This is a genomic window from Conyzicola nivalis (genome assembly GCF_014639655.1).
GTDB lineage: Bacteria > Actinomycetota > Actinomycetes > Actinomycetales > Microbacteriaceae > Conyzicola > Conyzicola nivalis.
Map to the genome: position 1 here is coordinate 311278 of NZ_BMGB01000001.1, position 16263 is coordinate 327540.

At 67.4% G+C, this 16263-nt stretch carries 19 protein-coding genes and 1 tRNA gene; 10 read left to right on the forward strand and 10 right to left on the reverse strand.

The window, feature by feature from the left end:
* The first annotated feature begins 66 nt into the window (after positions 1-66).
* Positions 67-480: a hypothetical protein gene (locus tag IEV96_RS01600; RefSeq protein ID WP_188508961.1), complete on the forward strand. Its 414-nt coding sequence runs from the start codon at positions 67-69 to the stop codon at positions 478-480.
* Positions 481-560: 80 nt separating this feature from the next.
* On the opposite strand, the gene IEV96_RS01605 is transcribed toward IEV96_RS01600, so the two are convergent.
* The 3 genes from IEV96_RS01605 to IEV96_RS01615 all read right to left on the reverse strand — a co-directional run bounded on the left by IEV96_RS01605 (position 561) and on the right by IEV96_RS01615 (position 1870).
* Positions 561-731, reverse strand: coding sequence for a CsbD family protein (locus IEV96_RS01605; protein WP_188508962.1), 171 nt, complete (start codon positions 729-731; stop codon positions 561-563).
* 99 nt (positions 732-830) lie between these two features.
* The gene (locus tag IEV96_RS01610) at positions 831-1523 is read right to left on the reverse strand and encodes a cation efflux transmembrane domain-containing protein (RefSeq protein WP_229732944.1); all 693 of its coding nucleotides are present in this window, start codon (positions 1521-1523) and stop codon (positions 831-833) included.
* Positions 1520-1870 (reverse strand): ArsR/SmtB family transcription factor, encoded by a 351-nt coding sequence (locus IEV96_RS01615; protein ID WP_188508964.1) that lies wholly within the window; start codon positions 1868-1870, stop codon positions 1520-1522. Before IEV96_RS01615 ends, IEV96_RS01610 begins: the two co-directional genes overlap by 4 nt.
* An 85-nt stretch (positions 1871-1955) precedes the next feature.
* On the opposite strand from IEV96_RS01615, the gene IEV96_RS01620 reads away from it, so the two are divergent.
* The gene (locus IEV96_RS01620; RefSeq protein WP_188508965.1) at positions 1956-3263 is read left to right on the forward strand and encodes an NAD(P)-binding domain-containing protein; all 1308 of its coding nucleotides are present in this window, start codon (positions 1956-1958) and stop codon (positions 3261-3263) included.
* Between the two features lie 28 nt (positions 3264-3291).
* Here the strand turns inward: IEV96_RS01620 and IEV96_RS01625 are convergent, their stop codons facing one another.
* Positions 3292-3771 carry a DUF1269 domain-containing protein gene (locus IEV96_RS01625; RefSeq protein ID WP_188508966.1) on the reverse strand — a complete coding sequence of 160 codons (480 nt, stop codon included), beginning with the start codon at positions 3769-3771 and terminating at the stop codon, positions 3292-3294.
* A gap of 92 nt (positions 3772-3863) precedes the next feature.
* A complete protein-coding gene (locus IEV96_RS01630) occupies positions 3864-4532 on the reverse strand; it encodes an ion channel (RefSeq protein WP_188508967.1) in 669 nt (222 codons plus the stop codon).
* Between the two features lie 157 nt (positions 4533-4689).
* Here IEV96_RS01630 and cls point away from each other — a divergent pair, with 157 nt between their 5' ends.
* Positions 4690-6162 carry a cardiolipin synthase gene (gene cls, locus IEV96_RS01635; protein ID WP_188508968.1) on the forward strand — a complete coding sequence of 491 codons (1473 nt, stop codon included), beginning with the start codon at positions 4690-4692 and terminating at the stop codon, positions 6160-6162.
* Positions 6163-6259: 97 nt separating this feature from the next.
* Positions 6260-6661 (forward strand): SHOCT domain-containing protein, encoded by a 402-nt coding sequence (locus IEV96_RS01640; protein ID WP_188508969.1) that lies wholly within the window; start codon positions 6260-6262, stop codon positions 6659-6661.
* A gap of 6 nt (positions 6662-6667) precedes the next feature.
* Here IEV96_RS01640 and IEV96_RS01645 read toward each other — a convergent pair whose 3' ends face one another.
* Both IEV96_RS01645 and IEV96_RS01650 read right to left on the reverse strand, forming a co-directional pair.
* Complete coding sequence (locus IEV96_RS01645; RefSeq protein ID WP_188508970.1) at positions 6668-8077, reverse strand: ATP-binding protein; 1410 nt, start codon at positions 8075-8077, stop codon at positions 6668-6670.
* Positions 8074-8292, reverse strand: a complete 219-nt coding sequence (locus tag IEV96_RS01650) for a hypothetical protein (protein WP_188508971.1) — start codon at positions 8290-8292, stop codon at positions 8074-8076. Before IEV96_RS01650 ends, IEV96_RS01645 begins: the two co-directional genes overlap by 4 nt.
* 170 nt (positions 8293-8462) lie before the next feature.
* On the opposite strand from IEV96_RS01650, the gene IEV96_RS01655 reads away from it, so the two are divergent.
* From IEV96_RS01655 to IEV96_RS01665, 3 genes are read left to right on the forward strand one after another with little or no spacing between them, the layout of a single operon-like run.
* Positions 8463-9848, forward strand: coding sequence for a hypothetical protein (locus IEV96_RS01655; protein ID WP_188508972.1), 1386 nt, complete (start codon positions 8463-8465; stop codon positions 9846-9848).
* 27 nt (positions 9849-9875) lie between these two features.
* Entirely contained in the window at positions 9876-10289 is a 414-nt protein-coding gene (locus IEV96_RS01660) for a DUF7144 family membrane protein (protein WP_188508973.1), read from the forward strand.
* Between the two features lies 1 nt (position 10290).
* Positions 10291-11394 (forward strand): DUF998 domain-containing protein, encoded by a 1104-nt coding sequence (locus IEV96_RS01665; protein WP_188508974.1) that lies wholly within the window; start codon positions 10291-10293, stop codon positions 11392-11394.
* Here the strand turns inward: IEV96_RS01665 and IEV96_RS01670 are convergent.
* Both IEV96_RS01670 and IEV96_RS01675 read right to left on the reverse strand, forming a co-directional pair.
* Positions 11326-12132, reverse strand: a complete 807-nt coding sequence (locus IEV96_RS01670) for an alpha/beta fold hydrolase (RefSeq protein WP_188508975.1) — start codon at positions 12130-12132, stop codon at positions 11326-11328. The two genes, IEV96_RS01665 and IEV96_RS01670, sit on opposite strands and share 69 nt — an antisense overlap.
* Positions 12133-12231: 99 nt before the next feature.
* A tRNA-Arg gene (locus tag IEV96_RS01675) sits at positions 12232-12303 on the reverse strand.
* Between the two features lie 82 nt (positions 12304-12385).
* Here IEV96_RS01675 and IEV96_RS01680 point away from each other — a divergent pair.
* Positions 12386-13045: a pyridoxine/pyridoxamine 5'-phosphate oxidase gene (locus IEV96_RS01680; RefSeq protein ID WP_188508976.1), complete on the forward strand. Its 660-nt coding sequence runs from the start codon at positions 12386-12388 to the stop codon at positions 13043-13045.
* Positions 13046-13116: 71 nt separating this feature from the next.
* Positions 13117-13911, forward strand: coding sequence for a transglutaminase-like domain-containing protein (locus tag IEV96_RS01685; RefSeq protein WP_188508977.1), 795 nt, complete (start codon positions 13117-13119; stop codon positions 13909-13911).
* 8 nt (positions 13912-13919) lie between these two features.
* On the opposite strand, the gene IEV96_RS01690 is transcribed toward IEV96_RS01685, so the two are convergent.
* Positions 13920-14522, reverse strand: coding sequence for an iron ABC transporter ATP-binding protein (locus IEV96_RS01690; protein WP_188508978.1), 603 nt, complete (start codon positions 14520-14522; stop codon positions 13920-13922).
* Between the two features lie 82 nt (positions 14523-14604).
* Between IEV96_RS01690 and argS the strand changes: the two genes are divergently transcribed.
* A complete protein-coding gene (argS, locus tag IEV96_RS01695; protein WP_188508979.1) occupies positions 14605-16263 on the forward strand; it encodes an arginine--tRNA ligase in 1659 nt (552 codons plus the stop codon).

Consider the following 16263-nt stretch of genomic DNA (forward strand, 5'->3'; position numbering starts at 1 on the left):
CCGAATGGCGTGACCCGGCGCCTCTCGCGTGGGGATAGTGTCGCCCCTGCGTGAGAGGGGGCGTCGGTGGCTCGAAGAGTTGCCCGGCCACGGGGAGTGGCCTTCGTCGCGACGCTGTGCGCCGTCTTCGGGTCGATCGAGCTTGCGACGGGCGTGCTCTCGTTGGTATTTCTGCCCGTGGTCGTCGAGGAGACGGCTTCGGATGCCACGAGCGCGACGTGGTCGTCGGTGCTGGCCATCCTGCTCGGGTCGGGCTTGCTGCTGGCGAGCGCCGGCATCTATCGCGGCAGCGTCCGAGCGCGGACCGTGGTCTTGGCCGTCATCATCGCGCACGCCGCCGGTGGCGCGTGGCTCGCGATCTCGGGCCAACCGGTGCAGGGACTCATCGCGATCGGCGTCGCCCTCGTCGTCGGAGTCCTGCTGTGGACGGGCAGGGGCGCGAAGTACTTTCGTGGCGACGCGACGCCGAAGCGCCGATAGCCCTCGACCGACCCTGGTCGCAGACAGACCGAAGGCCCCGGCGCATTCCGCCGGGGCCTTCGGTCTGTCTGGTCGGAGTCTTACTTGAAGACGTCCTTGATGTTCTCGCCGGCCTGCTTGGCGCTCGCCTTGGTCTGGTCGTTGCGACCCTCCTGGGCGGTGTCGTGGTCGTTCGTCGCGTTGCCGAGGGCTTCCTTGGCCTTGCCGGCTGCCTTCTCGGCGGCGTTCTGAATCTTGTCTCCAGCACTCATGGTGCACCCGCTTTCTTTCGTTGAGGTGCGTGCCACGGTACGCCGCAGGACGCTGGAAAAACCCCTCATTGCGCGGGCGGCGACGGCGCGCTAGGTACTTCAGTGATGGTGCTCGTGCGGTGCGCGCTCTCCGGTGAGAGCGGAGAGCGGCTCGGCGCACCCCTCGCCCCTCCACGCCTCGCGACCCTCGCGGAGCGCGAAGACCGCGATGACGAGCGCAGCCGCGGAGTCGGCCCACGCCCAGCCGAGCAGCGCGTTGAGCAAGAGGCCGACGAGCAGGGCGGCGGAGAGATACGCACAGATCAGGGTCTGTTTCGAGTCGGCGATCGCGGAGGCCGACCCGAGCTCCGTTCCCGTGCGACGTTCGAACCAGCTGAGCAGGGGCATGACGGCCAGACTCACGGCGGCGAGCACGATGCCGACGGGGCTGTGGTCGGCCTCGCGCACGCCGAAAAGCGACAGGCCCGCATCGAAAACGACATAGGCGGCGAGACCGAAGAACGACACGGCGATCACCCGTAGCGCGACCTTTTCCCGTTTTTCGGGATCGGGCGCGGCAAACTGCCAGGCGACGGCCGCGGCCGAGAGCACTTCGACGATCGAGTCGAGCCCGAACCCGATCAGGGCGGCCGACGAGGCCATCGTGCCGGCGGTGAGCGCCACGACGGCTTCGACGACGTTGTACGTGATCGTGATGCCGACGATGATGCGGATGCGGCGTCGGAGGACGCTGGTGCGCGCGGTGCCGGGCCGGCTGGGAGAGCCCGGGTCGCGCGCGACCGGGGCGGTCACGACGAGAGCAGCGCTCGCGCGCTCGAGTCGAGTGCTTCCGGCACGACACGGTAGTAGGCCCATTTACCGCGCCGCTCGCGAGTGGCGAGGCCGGCGGCGACGAGCTTGCTCATGTGATGGGACACCGTGGGCTGGGACAGCCCGACGGGCTCGGTGAGATCGCAGATGCAGGCCTCGCCGTCGACGCTCGCGGCGATGAGCGAGAGCAGTCGCACGCGTGTGGGATCGCCGAGGGCCTTGAAGACGTGGGCCATGCGTTCGGCCTGGTCGACGTCGAGCGCTCCTCCGGTGACGGTGGCACAGCACGTTGTGCCGTCGGTCGCGGGGCGGGGGAGCATCGTGGTCATGTATCGATCATGCCAGTCATATTGACAAATGTCGATGTATCGACGAGTCTCGATGCATCGGAGTGCCAGACGTGAGGAGTGAGCGATGAACGAACTGCCCGTCGTCGTTATCGGGGCCGGACCGCAGGGGCTCGCCGCGGCTGCCCACCTGGTCGAGCGCGGGCTGACGCCCGTGGTGCTCGAGGCCGGTACCCGCCCGGCTGCCGCCGTGGCGGAGTGGTCCCACGTGCGCCTGTTCTCCGACTGGAGCGAGCTCGTCGACGCGGCCGCGGTCCGCCTGCTCGAGCCGACCGGCTGGGTGGCTCCGGAGAAGGGGTACCCGACCGGCGGCCAGTGGATCTCGCACTACCTCGCGCCACTCGCGGCCGCCCTGGGCGACCGGGTGGTCTACGGCTCGCGGGTGACCGGGGTGGGGCGGGCCGGGCGTGACCGCCTCGTCGACGCGGGCCGCGGGGAGCAGCCGTTCACCGTGCACGTGACCGACGCGGCGGGCGTCGAATCGCGCGTCGCCGCGAGCGCCGTCATCGACGCGTCGGGCACCTGGGCGCAACCCGGCCCGGCAGGTGCCGACGGGCTACCCGCCCTGGGTGAGCGCGCGGCATCCGAATTCGTCTCCTACCGCATCCCCGACCTTTCGTCCCCTGCTCCGTTCGCGGGCACGCACTCCGTCGTCGTCGGCAGCGGACACTCCGCCGCCACGGCGGTCAACGAACTCGCCCGCATCGCGAAGGACCACCCGGGTACGCGCATCACCTGGGTGCTGCGGCGCGGGACCGTCGGCAACACCTTCGGCGGAGGCGACGCCGACGAGCTCCCCGCCCGTGGCGCGCTCGGCGTCCGCGCCAGGGCGGCCGTCGAGGCCGGAACGGTCGACCTCGTCACCGGCTTCCGGGTCGAGTCCATCACCGCGACGTCAGACGGTGCCATGCTCGCCTCCGAAGACGGGCGCGAGCTTGCCGTCGCCGGCCGGGTGCTCGTGCTCACCGGCTTCCGCCCCGACCTCTCGTTCCTGTCGGAACTGCGCCTCGAGCTCGATTCGACGCTGCAGGCGCCGGTTCGCATCGCGGCCAACGTCGATCCGAACCTTCACAGTTGCGGCTCGGTGCGGGCCACCGGCGCGAGCGACCTGGCCCAGCCGGAGAAGAACTTCTACCTTGTGGGCGCCAAATCCTACGGGCGGGCGCCGACCTTCCTCGCCCTCACCGGGTACGAGCAGGTGCGCAGCGTCGTCGCGGCGCTCGCCGGAGACCACGACGCTGCGGCGCGCTCCGACCTCGTGCTGCCGGACACGGGAGTGTGCGGCGGATCCGGCGCCTTCGATGAGGGCGGCGACGGCGGTGCCTGCTGCGCTCCGGTGCTGCACCAGATCGGGCGAGCCCCGACGTCGGTATAGCGCCGAAAGCATCACGCCCGAGGTGTTGTCAGCCGACGAAGGCCTCGCGCAGCGCCCGCTCGTCGTCCGCGCTCAGGTTCGTCTCGATCAGTTCCATCTCGGTGCCGGCGAACGCCTTGCGCACCTCATCGGTAACCGCGTCACTGGAGAGCACGAAGAGCGCCGATGTGCCCGGGGTCACCGATTCCCTCACCCGGTCGATGAAGGCGTCGTCGATCCCGACGTCCCGAAGAGACGCGGTGAGGGCCCCCGTCGCCAGACCGATCGCGGTTCCGAGCAGGGGAACGAAGAAGATCAGGCCGAGCAGAAACCCCCAGAACGCCCCGCCGAGAGCGCCGATCGACTCGTCGAGGCTGCGCGTCTTGGGTTTCTTGTCGTCGGCGGCCCACGACACGACTGCCGCGTCGTGAACCGTGATGAGTGCGCGGTCGTGGAGCGCCTGAAGCGTCCGACCCGCGTCGTCGGCGCCCGTCGCCGTGTCGAACTTCCAGACAGAAAGGGTGGCCATCGTCGTTCCTCCTCGGTCGGCTGCAGCTCCGGTCCGCGCGTCGCTGTTCACATGGTTCCGCTCCGCAGTCGAATCCACAACCGTGCCGCGCATCACTGGCTCGGGCGTTCCCAGCCCGCCACGACCCGCGCCACCGCGATGACCAGAAAGAGCTGTCCGGTTATCGCTTCGGCTATTGCGACGGTCTGGCCGACCGCGCCCACCGGTATGAGATTTCCGTAGCCGGTTGTCGTCAGGGTGGTGAACGAGAAGAAGAGCTGACTCGTCAACGAATCATCCGCACTCTCACCGAACATCGGTACACCCGTCGCGAGCGACACAACGTTGTAGAGGAATGCGAAGAACATGCCCACCAGCACGTAGGCCACGACCGCGGCGAGCAGGCTTTGCCCGTCGACGCGCCGACGCCGCACCTGATGCGCGATGACCGCCGCCGGGGCGATCAAATAGGCGAATGCGGATGCCGCGGAGAGGACTATGTCGAGCACGCGGCCCTGCGCGCCGGTTGCCCACACGAGGATGGCGGCCGCCCCGGCGACGGCCAGCACCACCCATCCCACCCGGCGCGCCCGCTCGTTGACCCGTGCCACCCGCAAGATCACCGCGACCGTCGCGAGCTGCACCAGGAAGGCGACCGAACTCGTATTCGACGTCACCTGCGCCGCGCACAGGGCATACGACACCGCGACGAGAAGCAGCACAACAACGTAGCCACCCAACGACGTGCCCCTCGCCGGTGCCGGCGTCGGTAGCTCGGTCATCGTTTCCACCCTCTGATGCAGCGGTGCTGTCGGTCGCTCGACGGTACTCGCGCGCCTCGTCAGTCACGTCACACGCGAAGGATGATGCGCGGTGGCCGAGCCGGAGATAGCGTCGTCGGCGCACACGAAGACGGCGTCGCGGAACGGAAGGCGAATAGTGGATGGAGTGCTGGCGACGAATCTCGTGTGGATCATCGCCGTGCTCGTCGATTTTGCGATCCGGGTCGCCGCCATCATCGTCATCCCGCGCGATCGGAAACCCAGTTCGGCCATGGCGTGGCTCCTCGCGATTTTCTTCATCCCGTTCATCGGGATCTTCCTGTTCCTGCTCATCGGTAGCCCGAAGCTCCCGCGGAAGAGACGCGAGAGACAGAAAGAAATCGACGGGCTCATCGATGAGCGCAGCAACGAGATGGCGCCCGTGGTTCGACCAGACGACTGGCCGGAGTGGTTCGGACCCGTCGTCACCATGAATCGTGCGCTCGGCCGAGTACCGATTGTCGGCGGCAATACGGCCGTGGTCATCGAAGACTATGAGCGGTCGATCGCAGAGATGGCGGGGGCCATACGCGAAGCGACCACCTTCGTGCACATCGAGTTCTACATCGTGTCGTTCGACGCGACGACAGCCGGGTTCTTCTCGGCGATGGAGGCGGCCGTTCGCCGCGGTGTCTCCGTGCGAGTGTTGCTCGACCACGTGGCATCCGTCAGGGCGGTCGGCAACACGCAGACGATCGCCGAACTCGACCGCATCGGCGTGAGGTGGAGCTACATGCTGCCAGTGCAGCCGTTGAAAGGCAAATACCAGCGGCCCGACCTGCGCAATCATCGCAAGCTCGTCGTCGTGGACGGCGACGTCGCGTTTATGGGCTCGCAGAACCTGATCGACCGCAGCTATAACGCCCCAAAGAACCTCAAGCGCGGCCTCATGTGGCAGGAACTCATGACCAGGGTCACCGGCCCGGTCGTGAGCGGGATCAACGCGATCTTCCTCTCCGACTGGTACAGCGAGACCGACGAGTTGATCATGCACGAGCACGTGCGGGTCGCGGACGTCGTCGCCGACACGTCTGATGCTGCCGTCGACTGCCAGGTCGTGCCGAGCGGCCCGGGCTACGACAGCGAGAACAATCTCCGACTGTTTCTCGCGCTGGTCCATTCCGCACGGGAGCGCGCGATCGTCACGAGCCCCTACTTCGTGCCGGACGAGGCGATGATGTACGCGCTCACCTCGGCCTGCCAGCGGGGCCTCGAGGTGCAGCTGTTCGTGTCAGAAATCGGCGATCAGGGACCGGTCTTCCACGCTCAGCGGTCGTACTACCGAGAGCTGCTCGCTGCGGGAGTGCGCATCTTCATGTACCCGGCGCCCTACATCCTGCACGCGAAACACCTCTCTATCGACGACTCGGTCGCCGTGATCGGATCGAGCAACATGGACATCCGCTCGTTCGCTCTCGACCTCGAGATCTCACTCGTCGTACACGGCGAGTCGTTCGTGCGACAGATGCGCAGGGTCGAGGCGGACTACCGTGCCGTGAGCCGCGAACTCACACTCGACGAATGGGCCAAGGAGCCGCGCGGTTCGATGGTGCTCGACGGCGTCGCCCGACTGACCTCCGCCCTGCAGTGAGCGTCACACCCACGGGGTGAGGTCTGTCTGTCCGCCGCATGGCTACGGTGACTCGACGGCACACCCGCTGCCGCGACATCTGGAAAGGCTGCCGACCATGGACTTTTGGGAATTCATCGGGTACTTCTTCTGGGCATACATCGTCATCTCGTTCATCGCCGTGCTCATCGGCCTGATCTTCGACGTATTCCGCGACCAGTCGCTGGGCGGCTTTGCCAAGGCCGCATGGGTCGTTTTCCTCGTCGTATTGCCGATCCTCGCCTCGGTCGTCTACCTGATCGCTCGGGGCGGCAAGATGAGCGAGAGGCAGCTGGAATACGCGAAGAGTGCGCGCGCCCAGACGGATGACTACATCCGCACGGTGGCCTCGACGTCGTCGGCGGACGAGATCGCGAAGGCTCGCGCGCTCCTCGACGGCGGCTCGATCACCGCCGCCGAATTCGAGGCGCTGAAAGCGCGGGCTCTCGCGGGCACCCCCACTCCGGCGCACGCCGCCTGAGTTGTCCTAGAGGCGCCGGAGGGGAACGCTCACGTCGGCGCCGCCCTCGCGAGTGAGCCGCTCGCCGATCTTCACCATCGTGGGCGCCGGAACGAACCCTCCCGCGAAAAGCGCCTCGCCCTGGGTAAACCGCGCCGCCCTCGCGAGCATGGCCTGCGGCACGAACCCGAAGATCGTGCCCAGTTCGTCGAGGTCCACCGGCGACGTCATCTTCATCAGTGCGAGGTTGTCGCACTGCGACATGATGCTGGGGTGAATCCGCGACGGCCGCTGCGTCGACAACAACAGCCACAGTCCGAACTTGCGTCCCTCCGCCGCGATCTGGATGATCCGTTCCCTCACCGCCACGTGTAACGGCGAATTCTGCTCGGGCGAGCACAGGTTGTGGGCCTCGTCGATGACGATCAGGATCGGACGCCGCTGCTCCCGTTTCGCCCACAGGTCGTCAAGTAGGGCCAGGGCGACCACGAGTGATTCGTCGGGGTAGGCGAATCCGCCTAGATCGAGCACGGTCGCGTCGGGCCGGGTATCGACGATGTCGGTCACCGTTTCGAGACCCGCGGCCCACACGCTCCAGTCGGTCACCCGAAGGTTCTCTATGCGGGCCGCGAGTTCCATCGCCGCGGGCGTTCCCCGTTGTACCAACCCGGCGACGACCTTGTGGGGCGGCAGCACCCCGACGGTCTCCTCGAAGTGCATCAGCTCGTTGTGCTCGGCCCTGTCGTCGAGCGGATGCAGCCGCAGAACGGCCGCTTTGGCCGGCATGGCCAGGTCGGTGAAACGCACCCGCAGGGGAGTGCCTGACGAAGGTCGAAGAATGCGGATGTCGCGTTCCGCGAGGGTGCCGTGCGACACCGCATCGGCGGGCGCCGCCGCCGGTTCACGGAGGCGCACGAAGTCGGCATTCGGATCGAAGATCACCATCGGCAGGCTCGTGTGGAGAAGGAGTTGTTCGAGCACGACGCCCAGCGCGTAGGTCTTGCCGGAGCCGCTCTGCCCGCACCAGAACGTGTGCCGGTTGAATCGATTCGGCATCAGACGGGCCGCCACATGGTGGGCGGCCAGGAAGGTTCCGATGGGCAACGTCACATCCGTGCCGGTGTACATCGCCTCGATCGTCGCCGCGTCTGCCGCCCGCACGGAGGCGGCGGCGAAGGGGGACGTTCGCCGATGATCGACGCGTGTGCCTCCGTCGGCGAGCGTTCCGATGACCCGGCCGTCTCCGTGCGGGGCGCCATCCACCGAAAAGCTGACGGACTCGACCTGCCCGAGCTGGCGGGCATCGCTCGTACCCCCGAACACCACCAGACTTCCCGGTTCGAACACCGCATTGGCCGTGCCGACGAACCTGAACTGCCTGCCGTCGATCGACACGGCGGCAGCGCCGTCCACGGGTGCAGGATCCTCCTGGGTCATTGGGTTTCTCCTTCGTGTGACTTTTCGTGCACGATCATTTCCGGCCCACGGGAGACCAGAAGCCAAGCGGGCAGGATCGCGATACACAGCACGGGCAGGATCGCGGTTCCGCCTGCGACGGCGACGGCGATGAACAGCGAGATCCAGCCGTCACGGGCCACCAGAGTGCGAACGGTCGATGCCGACGGGCGGTCGCCGACCCGGGGATAGTCCATCGTCGCCTTCCGTTCGAGACCGGTGTGCGAAATGGTAGCGATGCGGATGACCCGGGGACAGGGATATCACGGATGTCGACCCGGTTTCACGCCTAAGGGGTGATCTTCTGCGCGGAGGGGCGCGCCAGCATTGCTCTTGCCACACCGTTGAGGACACGAGCGAGGAACCCATGGCAAACCTGTCCAACGCCGACCTGCTGAGGCGGGTCGAAGAACTCGAGGCCGAGAACCGGGAGCTTCGCGAGCTCGAGCTCGAGCTCGTGCATCCGGTGTCGAGTGTTCCCGCCGACGTCGAACCGGTGAGGAAGGGGCGCGGCTGGGGGTGGACGCTTTTCGCTGTCGTACTCATCACCCTCGGGTCGCTGTTGGCCCCGGTGGCCGTGGTCGCTTCGTGGGCACGGGTGGCGCTCACCGACACGGACCGCTTCGTATCGGCGTACGCCCCTTTGGCCGACGACCCGGAGATACAGGCCTACATCACCGACACCACGATCGACGTGATCAACGACCAGATCGACATCGCCCAGATCACCGACGACGTCATCGAAGGAATCACCGAGCTGGGCACCGGACCGGCCGCCACCCAGGCGCTCGAACTGCTCAAGGGCCCGGCGGCGTCGGGGGTCGAGTCGCTGATCCGAAGCGGGGTGACGACGTTCGTCGCCTCGGACGCGTTCGCCGACGTGTGGGAGTCTGCTCTGCGGTTGAGCCACGCCCAGCTCGTCGCCCTGATGGAGAACGATCCCGACGCAGCGATCGCGATCGGCTCGAGCGGCGAGATCGGGATACAGCTCGGCCCGATCGTCGACGCGGTGAAGACCGCGCTCGTCGATCAGGGGATCGATCTGGCGAACCAGATTCCCGACGTCGACCGCACTATCGTCGTCGCGCAGTCTGACGCGCTTCCTTCCGCGCAGCTCGCTTACGGGCTCGCCCTGGCCGCCGGCACCTGGCTCCCGTGGATCGCCATACTGCTGCTCGCGGCGGGGGTTCTCGTCGCGAGACGTCGCTCGGTGGCGCTCATCTGGGCCGCCGTGGGCCTCGCTGCCGCCATGCTGCTGACCCTCGTCGCACTGGCGGTCGGCAATCTCGCGCTCGTGGCCTCGATCAGCCCGTCGTTGGTTCCCTCCGGAGTGGCCGGGCTGCTCTACGAGACGGTCGCCGCGGACATGCGGGCCACCGCGATAGCGGTGCTGGTGCTCGCGGTTGCCGTCGCCGTGGTGGGCTGGCTCGCCGGATCGTTCGACGTTCCGCGACGACTGCGGGGTTTCGCGCGAGAGGGAGCAGCGCGGACACGTTCCGCGGCCGAGCGTCGGGGCATCACGACCGGTCGCACGGGCGAGTGGATCTACCTGCGGCGCGGCGTTCTGCGCGCCGCCATAGCGGTGGTGGGCGCAGCGATCGTGCTGTTCGTGCGGCCCGTCACCGTGGGGCTCACGCTGTGGACGCTGGTTCTCGCTGCCCTCGCCCTGGCGATTCTCGAGCTGGTTCAGCGCCCGGTCGCCACCATCCCCGCGCACGCCGAAGACGACGTGCCCGTCACGATCGCGGAATGACCGGACACTCGACGAAAGGACTGAATCATGAGCAACGCGACAGGGTATCGGAGTGGGTCGGGCTGGACCGACTGGGTGCGTTTCGCCGGTGTCATCCTCATCGTCGGCGGCATCTTCAACCTCATCCAAGGTCTCGCGGCGCTCCTCGGACCAGATGCCTATTTCGGCGTGGTCAACGGCGAGCTCCTCGTCTTCAACGTGGAGGGCTGGGGTTGGTGGAACGTGCTGATCGGCGCTCTCACGATTCCGACCGGTATCGCGCTTTTCGGCGGGGCGACCTGGGCGCGCATCGTGGCCGTCGTTCTCGCCGTGGCGAGCGCCATCGTGCAGATGATCCTCGTACCCGTTCAGCCGTGGTGGTCGTTCATCGTCATCGGAATCGACGTGCTCATCATCTACGCGATCGTCGCGCACGGCAAAGATCTCCGCGACCAGAACTGACATGCTGATCAACGAACCGCAGCTTTCGACGAAGCGCCCAATTCCGATGAGACGGTTGCTGCGTCATCCTGTCGCCAACTCCGAATCGCTCGAATCCGCCGCACTCATGGTGGGCGCGGCCGTGTTCGTCGTGGTCGCCGCTGTCTCGGTCTTCGTGTTCTGGGGCTATGACGTGCCGATCGCCGGGCCGGGCTCGATCGGCCAGTACGTCGCGTTCACGGCCGCGCTCGCCACGATCGTGGTGTTCGTCGCCGCCCGCATCCTCGTCAGCGGCGGCTCGACACCCGGCGCACGGTCGAACGACAGGCTCAGGGCTCCGGGGGTGCGACTGCGCTGGTACGACATCGCGGCGACCGCCCTCGCTCACGGCGGGATCGCACTGCTGGGATGGCTCGGCCTGGCGAGCCTGTTGGAACGGAGCTTCCAGGGTGCCGTCGTGTTCCCGATCTCGGCGGCCGTGCTAGCAGCAGCGGCGGTCGCGGTGACCGCGTACGCCGTATTCCTCTCCGCCGTGCACCTCACGCCGATGCTGCTCTCGCTCGTGCTCGTCGTTTTCCTGGTGGTCGGATGCTTCGCCAGCATGCTGAGCGCCACCGACCCCCTCTGGTGGCAGAAGAACCTCAGCACCCTGGGCATCCCCGACGACGTGTCGGCGCTCGCGTTCAACATCACGCTCATCGTGGCCGGGGTGATCGTGACCGTCATCGCCCACTTCGCGACAGCTTCGCTTCCGGTGACGAACCCGAAGGAGGAACGAGGCCGCGGTATCGTGCGCGGCGGGCTCGTTCTTATGGGCGTTCTGCTCGCGTGTGTCGGCCTCTTCCCGCTCGACCGGTCGATCACGCTGCACAACATCTCCGCCACCGGTATGGCGATCACGTTCGTGGTGCTCGGCGTCGGGCTCGGGCGATTCGTGCCCTCGATGCCGCGCATTTTCGTGCTTCTCGGCTACGTGTTCGTCGCGGCGATAGTCGTGCTGGCGATTCTCTTCGCGACCGGCTACTTCAACCTGACCGCGGTCGAACTCATTGCTTTTCTACTGATCTTCAGCTGGTTGATCGTCTTCCTGCGCAATGCGGGCGAGCCAGTCGGCGATCAGGGCTGAGCACAGGTCAGCCTGCTCGAACAGGATGTTGTGACCGGCCGCGTCGAGTGCGGCGAACGACGCACGCGGATAGTGGTCGATGCGGCTCCAGGCGTCGCGGAAGCCGACGACATCGTCCTGTCTGCCGGTGATGTGCAGGCTCGGTTGCACGAAAGGCTCGGGGTGCGCGATCTCGGGTTCGGCGTCGAGCGAATAACTCCGCGAAATGCGATCTAAGGCGTGCGTGTCCGCGCCTTCCAGACTGGGCAGAACGAATCGCATAAAAGCCCGTGCGTCGTCGGTCGACTCGACAACGGCATCTTCGCGGTACTGCTCGACCGCACCTCCGAGAATCGGCTCGATGCGGGCTTCTCGCCTCAGCACGATACGTGGCGGCACTTCTCGCTGATCGTGAGGGGCGACGAATACCCCGGCCACGGTGGCGAGTCCGCGAACCTGCGTGCGCAGCTCATGGGCGACATAGCGGGCGATCATCCCGCCGAACGAATTTCCCAGAATGGCGAACGGCTCGTCGCCGACACGCGTCAGGATCTCGCCAACGACCGCGTCCGCGACCTCCTGAGTGCTTCGAACAGCACCCACCGGCGAGCCGCCCGCACCCGGAAGATCGAGGTAGATCCGTCGCCATCGACCCGAGCGCTCGAGTGTCGGCTCCAGCGGGAGCAGGCTTCGATGATCCAGACCGAATCCGTGCAGCAGCACCACCGGGGTGCCGGAGCCTATTTCGTATGCGAACACTTTGCGAGACTATCGGTGTCGCGGAGGCATGCGACCCAGTGGCTGCGCCGGCCCTTCGACAAGCTCAGGGACCGAGCGCGTGGCCGGCTGGTTCTGCGGTGCCCCCAGGCAGATTCGAACTGCCGCCCCTGCCTCCGGAGGGCAGTGCTCTATCCCCTGAGCTATGGGGGCCCAGGTGCTTGACTAGGGTAGCAGCGTCTGGACACACCCAAAGGCGCAGCCGGTATGAGCGCGTCCTAGGTAGGCTTGAATGATGACCGATTCATCGTGGCGCGACACCCTCAGAGCTCTTCCCGTTTTCGCAGGGGAACTTCCCGGATTCAATACGGATGCTGCTCCGGATTCCCCGATCCCGCTCGTCGAGGAGTGGCTGAGCTACGCCATCGACTCCGAGATCTCGCAGCCGCACGCCATGACGCTCGCCACGGCGGGGGCCGACGGAGTCCCGTCGGCGCGCACCCTCATCCTCAAGGACGTCACCGACGAGGGTCTGTGGTTCTCCACCCTCGACAACAGCCCGAAGGGTCGCGAGCTCGCCGCCAACCCGAACGCCGCGCTCACCCTCTACTGGCGCGAGCACGGCCGCCAGATCCGCGTGACGGGCAGCATCGAGAAGGGCCCGCGCGAGGTCAGCGAGAAAGACTTCCTAGCCCGAAAGCCCTCCGCCCGCGCCGCCGCGATCGCCGGACCGGAGAGCGAAATCCTCTCGAGCCAGGAAAAGTTCCTCGAGCGTGTCGAAGAGGCCAAGGCCATCCTCGACTTCCGTCCCGACTTCGTGCCGGACGAGTGGAACGCCTACGTCGTGAAGCCGCAGACCGTGGAGTTCTGGCAGGCCTCGCGCGACCGCGACCAGATCCGCCTGCGCTACTCGCGCGAGGCATCCGGCTGGGCCAAGAACCTGCTCTGGCCGTAGGCCCGATCCGGGCCTGAAGCAAGGCGGCAAAGAGAAACCTCGTCGCAACAATCGCGTGGCAGGATCGACGCATGCAGCGATCCGTCTCCGCCCACCTCGAACTCGACATCTCGGGCCGAACCGACATGGTGTTCAGTCTCGCGGTGAGCGCGAACAGCGAGTTCAACCGCGAGAACCTGTCGATCACCCTCGACGGTGAGCCGCAGTTCGCCAGCGAGCTCGTCGACCGGCACGGCACGCGCCTGCACCGCCTGGTCGGCGAAGCCGGGCGCATGATCGTCGACTACAGCGCCGAGGTCGAGGGTCGCGCGCAGCCGATGCCGGTCGACGAGATCGACCTCGTGACCTACCTGCGCCCGAGCCGCTACTGCGAGAGCGACAGCCTGTTTCCCACGGCGCGCAGCGAGTTCGCCGGCCTGAGCGGACACGCGCTGCTCACCGCGGTCACGCTCTGGGTCTGGGAGAAGCTGAGCTACGTGCCCGGCTCTTCTCTGGTGACGGATGGCGCGTCCCGCACGCTCATGGCCCGCCGCGGTGTCTGCAGGGACTACGCGCACCTCGTGATCGCGCTGCTGCGCGCGCTCGACGTTCCCGCCCGCATGGCCGCCGTCTACGCCCCTGGCCTCAGCCCGATGGATTTCCACGCCGTAGCCGAGGCGCACATCGACGGGCAGTGGTGGGTCGTCGACGCCACCCGCCTCGCACCACGGCAGAGCCTGCTGCGCATCTCGACCGGACGGGACGCGGCCGACATCGCGTTCCTCACCAACCACTGGGCCGGCCTCACCCTGACGCGGCTCGACGTGCTCGCGGTCGCCGACGTTCTGCCCGTCGACGACGGCCAGCAGCTGCTGCAGCTGGGTTAGGAGAGGGTTCAGCCGCCGAGGCCGGCGAGCGCGGCCGCGATGATCGGCTGCGCGTCGCCCGGCTCGAAGAAGGCGGGGGAGACGGCGGACACCCAGTAGGGGCCCGAGAACGCTTCGGCCGATCCGCGCGTGCCGTCGTACTCGAAGTAGCCTTCGACGTCGTAGGTCGGCACCGAGTTGCTGGTCGTCACGAAGTTGTTCTTGAGGTCGGTGAGCTTGTCGGTGGGAAGGTTCGCGACAGCGACCGTGAGCGCTTCGCCACTGGTCTGGTTGACCCAGCCGCAGGCCAGCCCCTTGGCTTCGACGATCGTCGCCGCTTCGCTGCCCGGCTCGGGGGTGAAGCTCTCGCTCAATCCGAAGTTCGGGTTGAAGGCGTAGATCGCCTCGGGGGAGAGGAGCTGGTTGCAGCCGATCGTGACCGGGCTGCCCACGCTGATCGGCGCCTGCGTGGCGGTGGGCTCGGGAGTGGACGTCTTCGTCGACGTCGGGGTCGGCGCGGTGTTCGTCACGGAAGGGGTCGCGTCCGTCTCGCTCGCGCAGGCGGAGAGTGCGGTCGTCAGCGCTGCGACGAGGGCGAAACTGACGAGAGCGCGGGAGGCGAAGGAAGGCATGCAGATATTCTGACCCACTCGGGCGAGGGGCGAGCGCGCGCACGGCCGTGACGCGCCGTGCTCGACGATAAGCTTGGCCATCGTGAATCCTGCTGACCTCTCCGCCTCCCTGCTCACCGTCGTCAACACTGTGGTGGCCGGCCGCGATGGCACGCCCGTCACGATCGGCGACGTGGCACTCGAGCGCCCGCGCAACCGTGACCACGGCGACTGGGCCTCGAACATCGCGATGAAGATCGCGAAGGCGCTCCGCGCCAACCCGCGAGAACTCGCCACGCAGATCGCCGAGGCGCTCACGAGCGTGGAGGGCGTCGCTTCCGTCGACGTCGCCGGCCCCGGATTCATCAACATCACCCTCGACGCTGCGGCCGCGGGAGCCCTGGCGAAGACCATCGTCGAGGCCGACACCGCCTACGGAACCGGCGACCTCTACACCGGCGTCACCGTGAACATCGAATTCGTCTCCGCCAACCCGACAGGCCCCATCCACATCGGCGGCACCCGCTGGGCGGCGGTGGGCGACAGCCTTGCGCGGATCTTCACCGCCGAGGGAGCCGTCGTCACGCGCGAGTACTACTTCAACGACCACGGCGCCCAGATCGACCGGTTCGCTCGGAGCCTGCTCGCGAGCTACCTCGGCGAGCCCGCCCCCGAGGACGGCTACGGCGGGGAGTACATCTCCGACATCGCCGCCCGCGTGATCGCCGACTACCCCGGCGAGCTGTCGACGATCCCGACGAGGGAAGAGGTACAGGAGGTATTCCGCTCCACCGGGGTCGAGCTGATGTTCGGCGACATCCGCGCCAGCCTGCACGAGTTCGGCGTCGACTTCGATGTCTACTTCCACGAGAACGAACTGCACGAGTCGGGCGCGGTCGAGCGCGCCGTCGCGCGCCTGCGCGACCTCGGCCACATCTACGAGGCCGACGGAGCCACCTGGTTGCGCACCACCGACTTCGGCGACGACAAGGACCGCGTCGTCATCAAGAGCGACGGGGAGGCCGCGTACATTTCGGGCGACCTCGCGTACTACCTGAACAAGCGCGAGCGCGGGTTCGAACGCAACATCATCCTGCTCGGCGCCGACCACCACGGGTATGTTCAGCGCCTCATGGCCATGACCGCCGCGTTCGGCGACGAGCCGTACTACAACCTCGAGATCCTCATCGGCCAACTGGTCAACCTCGTGCGCGACGGCGAGCCGCTGCGGATGAGCAAGCGCGCCGGCACGGTCGTGACCATGGAGGACCTCGTCGAGGCCGTCGGGGTCGACGCCGCGCGGTACTCGCTCGTCCGTTCGTCGATAGACACCGAGGTCGACATCGACCTCGACCTGCTCACCAGGCGCACCAACGACAACCCCGTGTTCTACGTGCAGTACGCCCACGCGCGCACGGGCGCCGTGGCGCGCAACGCCGCCGACTCCGGAGTGGGCCGCGAGGTCTTCGACGCGGGCCTGCTCACCCACGAGACCGAGAGCATCCTGCTCGGCACGCTCGCCGAGTTCCCGCGCATCGTGCGGCAGGCGGCAGAGCTGCGCGAACCGCACCGCGTCGCCCGCTATGCCGAGGAACTCGCCGGCACCTACCACCGCTGGTACGACAACTGCCGCGTCACCCCGCTCGGCGACGAAGAGGTGAGCGACGTGCACCGCACGCGGCTCTGGCTCAACGACGCCACCGGAATCGTGCTGCGCAACGCGTTGGCCCTGCTCGGCGTGAGCGCCCCGGAGCGCATGTAG

Bases quoted from the DNA above. Each gene is read 5' to 3' on its own strand.
- IEV96_RS01605 (WP_188508962.1), bottom strand. From the start codon at position 731: ATGAGTGCTGGAGACAAGATTCAGAACGCCGCCGAGAAGGCAGCCGGC.
- IEV96_RS01655 (WP_188508972.1), top strand. From the start codon at position 8,463: ATGGCAAACCTGTCCAACGCCGACCTGCTGAGGCGGGTCGAAGAACTC.
- IEV96_RS01640 (WP_188508969.1), top strand. From the start codon at position 6,260: ATGGACTTTTGGGAATTCATCGGGTACTTCTTCTGGGCATACATCGTC.
- IEV96_RS01630 (WP_188508967.1), bottom strand. From the start codon at position 4,532: ATGACCGAGCTACCGACGCCGGCACCGGCGAGGGGCACGTCGTTGGGT.
- IEV96_RS01680 (WP_188508976.1), top strand. From the start codon at position 12,386: ATGACCGATTCATCGTGGCGCGACACCCTCAGAGCTCTTCCCGTTTTC.
- IEV96_RS01685 (WP_188508977.1), top strand. From the start codon at position 13,117: ATGCAGCGATCCGTCTCCGCCCACCTCGAACTCGACATCTCGGGCCGA.
- IEV96_RS01625 (WP_188508966.1), bottom strand. From the start codon at position 3,771: ATGGCCACCCTTTCTGTCTGGAAGTTCGACACGGCGACGGGCGCCGAC.
- IEV96_RS01660 (WP_188508973.1), top strand. From the start codon at position 9,876: ATGAGCAACGCGACAGGGTATCGGAGTGGGTCGGGCTGGACCGACTGG.
- IEV96_RS01615 (WP_188508964.1), bottom strand. From the start codon at position 1,870: ATGACCACGATGCTCCCCCGCCCCGCGACCGACGGCACAACGTGCTGT.
- IEV96_RS01650 (WP_188508971.1), bottom strand. From the start codon at position 8,292: ATGGACTATCCCCGGGTCGGCGACCGCCCGTCGGCATCGACCGTTCGC.
- IEV96_RS01665 (WP_188508974.1), top strand. From the start codon at position 10,291: ATGCTGATCAACGAACCGCAGCTTTCGACGAAGCGCCCAATTCCGATG.
- IEV96_RS01645 (WP_188508970.1), bottom strand. From the start codon at position 8,077: ATGACCCAGGAGGATCCTGCACCCGTGGACGGCGCTGCCGCCGTGTCG.
- IEV96_RS01690 (WP_188508978.1), bottom strand. From the start codon at position 14,522: ATGCCTTCCTTCGCCTCCCGCGCTCTCGTCAGTTTCGCCCTCGTCGCA.
- IEV96_RS01620 (WP_188508965.1), top strand. From the start codon at position 1,956: ATGAACGAACTGCCCGTCGTCGTTATCGGGGCCGGACCGCAGGGGCTC.